We start from the raw sequence: 3,670 nt of genomic DNA on the forward strand, positions 1-3,670 counted from the left end.
GTCGGTGTCCCGCTGGTACTCGGACTTCAGCCGGTTAGCCTTCTGCCGCTCATTCTCGATCTCGGCGTCCCGGCGTGCCTCGGCGACCGCGGCCTCCCGCTCGACGCGCGCGAGTTCCGGCGCGGAGAGGGACCGGATGTAGTTGTTGTCGTCCGTGATGGAGCTGATCTGGAAAGAATCGATACCCCAACCCAGTTCCGCCATTTTCGGTTCCGCATTGGTGAGGACATCGGACGCCAGCCTCATCCGGTCGGAGATCATCTCCTCGACAGTCATCTGCCCGATCATCGCACGGGTCTCGCCGCCGAAAATGTCGTAGGCGGCCCGCAGCACCTCCTTGCGGTCGCTGCCCTCGAACCTGGACGCGGCGCGGGTGATGTGGTTCTTGTCCGGGCGGACGCGGAAAACGACCGTGGCTTCGACAGCGACCTCGACATTCTGCGCGGAGGGTGCCGCCACCCTCACCTGTACGGTGTTTGCGCCGATGTAGAACCGCTGCACCCGGTGGAGGATGGGGACCGACCATGCGCCGCCACCGACGACGATGCGGTAGGGGTTGTCCGGACTACGGTGGCCGAAACCTCCGCTGATCAGAATCGCCTCGGTGGGCTTCGGAACATCGTAGAGCATGGGGCTTCTCTCTTCGTGTCGGCGCCCACACCGGGTACGGGGGACGGGATGGGTGGAGTGGAACACTGTGAAGTAAGGCTATCAGTTTCGTTGTTTTGCCGGAGGGGCCCGACTTTCCCCTGTTCACCCAGCGAATCCTGCCCAAGCGGGGGTAAGTGACGTGCAATTCAACGGGCACTGTGCTGTCTTCGTTGACCAACGGGTAAGGTCGCGGTGAACCCGATGACAGTGACACAGTGCACCTGTCGTCCGATAATGTGAGGAGAAACACGGATGAATCTGGAGCTCACCCCGGAGGAGATCGCGTTCCGCGACCGTCTCCGCGCCATCTTCCGGGAGGTACCGGAGGAGATCCGCGACCGCAACCGCGCCGGGCAGGTCACCCGCCAGGACATCGTCGATTCCCAGCAGGTGCTCAACCGGCACGGCGTCGCCGTCCCGCACTGGCCCGTCGAGCATGGTGGACAGGACTGGACCCCCACCCAGGCGCACATCTACACCAACGAGCTACAGCGTTCGGGGATCCCTGAGCCGTTGCCCTTCAACGTCGGCATGGTGGGCCCGGTCATCGCCGCCTTCGGCAACGACGATCAGAAGGAGAGGTTCCTCGCCAGAACCGCCAACCTCGACATCTGGTGGTCCCAGGGCTTCTCCGAGCCCGGCGCCGGTTCCGACCTCGCCGGTCTGAAAACCACCGCGGTTCGGGACGGTGACCACTACGTCGTCAACGGTCAGAAGACCTGGACCACTCTCGGACAGTACGGCGAGTGGATGTTCCTGCTCGTGCGCACGGATCCTGCCGCCGACAGGCCGCAGAAAGGCATCTCCTTCCTCCTCGTCGACCTGGACACCCCGGGTATCGAACGCCGCCCGATCCGGCTCATCGACGGGTCCGTCGAGGTCAATGAGTTCTTCTTCACCGACGTCCGCGTCCCGGCGGAGAACCTCGTCGGTGAGGAGAACAAGGGTTGGACCTACGCCAAGTACCTGCTCGGAAACGAGCGCAACGGTATGGCCCAGGTCGGCACCGCCCAACGCATGTACACCACCCTGGTCTCCCTCGCCGGCGAGCAGGAGGTCGGCGGGCACACAGTCATCGACGACCCGGAGTTCCGGCGTCGGCTCTACGGAGTCAAGCTGCGGCTCACCGCTCTCGAAGCCACCATGCTGCGTGTCACCGCAGCCAGCGAGGGAGGCAAGCCCTCGCCGCTGTCCTCCCTGCTCAAGATCGAGGGATCCCGTATCCTCCAGGAACTCGACGATCTCGCGGTCACCGCCCTGGGGTCCGACGCCGTGGAGATCACCGGTGCCGCACCTGATGACGGAGCCTTCGTCGGGGACGCCGTCGCCGAGTACCTCAACCACCGCAAGTTCTCCATCTACGGTGGTAGCAACGAAGTGCAGCTCAACGTCATCGCCAAGGGCATTCTCGGACTCTAGGAGGTCAGGACAATGGATCTTTCACTCAACGACGAACAGCAGATGCTGGCGGGCAGCGTCCGCGAAATCTTCTCCACCGCCGACGGGGCCCCCACCGCCGGAGGCGCCGCCCCCGAGGTCGCCCTCGAGTTCCGGCGCGACGTCTGGACGCGGGCCGCCGAGACGGGGTTGACCGCCCTGCCGGTCGCCGAAGAATACGACGGCGCCGGAGCAGGTATCGCGGAGGTCTGGGCCACCACGTACACCCTGGGAACCCTCGCAGCGCCGGAGCCGCTGACCGACGCAGCGTACGTCCCCGGCTGGATCATCGCCGACCTCGGGACCGACGAACAGAAGGCGGAGTGGCTGGCCCGCATCTCCGCCGGCGAAGTCATCGTCCCGCTCGCCCATGCGGAGTCCGGCACCGGATGGGGGTCCCGCCGCACCGCCACGGTCGTCGACGCACGGCTCACCGGCACCAAGCGGGCCGTCGTTCTCGCCGACCTCGCGGACGCCTTCCTCGTCACAGCGGTCGCCGACGGTACCCCGGGTGTCTTCCTCGTAGCTGCGGACGCCGACGGTGTCTCCGTCGAAGTCCACCGCGACGCCGAGTGGGTCCGTTCGGGTACCGTCACCTTCGACGGAGCTCCGGCGGAACCGCTCGGTAGCGTCGCAGATGCCGCAGCGGTCGACGCTGCCCTGCGTCGTGCCACCGCGCTGGGCCGTATCGCCCAGGGCGGGCGTGCTGTCGGTCTCATGGAGACCGCGTTGACGACCACCGTGGAGTACCTCAAGGTACGCAAGCAGTTCGGCGTCACCCTGAATCGCTTCCAGGCGCTCACCCAGCGTGCCGCGCAGATGTACTCCGATGTCGAACTCGCCCGGTCGATGTCACTGTGGGCCACCGCGGTGGCTGAGGCATTCCCCGGTACAGTCGACACCCTGTCCACCGGAGACCTCGACGAGCTCACCCGGACCGCCCTGGATTCCCACAACTTCCTGCTGGGCCAGGCGCGCACGATCGCCGAAGAGGCTGTCCAGCTGCACGGCGGCATAGGCGTGACCTACGAGGCGGCGATCAGCCACTATGCGGCGGCACTCACGGGTTTCCGACAGATCTACGGCGGCGAGCTGGGAACCCGCAGCGAGGGTGTCACCTCCTCCTCCCCGGAAAGCTCTCCCAGCGCCCTGCTTGACAACGCCCTGGTTCCCTGATTGCTATCACCCCCTGACCTGCGTCCGCGACGACGTCCGGTACAACGTGTGCCATGATGGACGGGCACATGTCGTCGAATCCCGGAGCAGGTATGACCAGAGGCAGGTACTCACACAGGATCGTTGCGGGAGTGGCGTTGACCCTCCTGCTGGGCGCGGGAACGGCGCTGAGTGCCTGTTCCGATGACTCGGCAGAGGACCCTGCCGCAGACTCCTCGACCTCGGCGAGCGCCGGATCCACCACGACGGCCCCGGCCGACGCCGACACCTCAGCCGCTCCCGCCCCGGGCGCGGGGCACGCGGAGGAGAACGGCGCCTCCTCCGGCGGCGGTGAGGTGGCCGACGCCACCGTGGTGGACCCCGCCACCGCGATCCTGGGGCCCGACGACGCCCCGGCCGGGTTCAC

General features: G+C 66.6%; 3 protein-coding genes and 1 pseudogene. 3 read left to right on the forward strand and 1 reads right to left on the reverse strand.

Features of this window, described 5'->3' with window-relative positions; translation table 11 throughout:
* Positions 1-630: flotillin family protein (locus tag QZV72_RS13890; RefSeq protein ID WP_297009258.1), on the reverse strand; the 630-nt coding region annotated here is incomplete at its 3' end.
* Between the two features lie 273 nt (positions 631-903).
* On the opposite strand from QZV72_RS13890, the gene QZV72_RS13895 reads away from it, so the two are divergent.
* The 3 genes and pseudogenes from QZV72_RS13895 to QZV72_RS13905 all read left to right on the forward strand — a co-directional run.
* Positions 904-2,070 (forward strand): acyl-CoA dehydrogenase family protein, encoded by a 1,167-nt coding sequence (locus tag QZV72_RS13895; protein ID WP_297009260.1) that lies wholly within the window; start codon positions 904-906, stop codon positions 2,068-2,070.
* A gap of 12 nt (positions 2,071-2,082) precedes the next feature.
* A complete protein-coding gene (locus tag QZV72_RS13900) occupies positions 2,083-3,264 on the forward strand; it encodes an acyl-CoA dehydrogenase family protein (RefSeq protein WP_297009261.1) in 1,182 nt (393 codons plus the stop codon).
* A 68-nt stretch (positions 3,265-3,332) separates the two neighbouring features.
* Positions 3,333-3,670: pseudogene (locus QZV72_RS13905) on the forward strand (hypothetical protein); the annotation flags it as partial.

Source organism: uncultured Corynebacterium sp. (assembly GCF_902782855.1).
Lineage (GTDB): Bacteria > Actinomycetota > Actinomycetes > Mycobacteriales > Mycobacteriaceae > Corynebacterium.

Bases quoted from the DNA above. Each gene is read 5' to 3' on its own strand.
- QZV72_RS13895 (WP_297009260.1), top strand. From the start codon at position 904: ATGAATCTGGAGCTCACCCCGGAGGAGATCGCGTTCCGCGACCGTCTC.
- QZV72_RS13900 (WP_297009261.1), top strand. From the start codon at position 2,083: ATGGATCTTTCACTCAACGACGAACAGCAGATGCTGGCGGGCAGCGTC.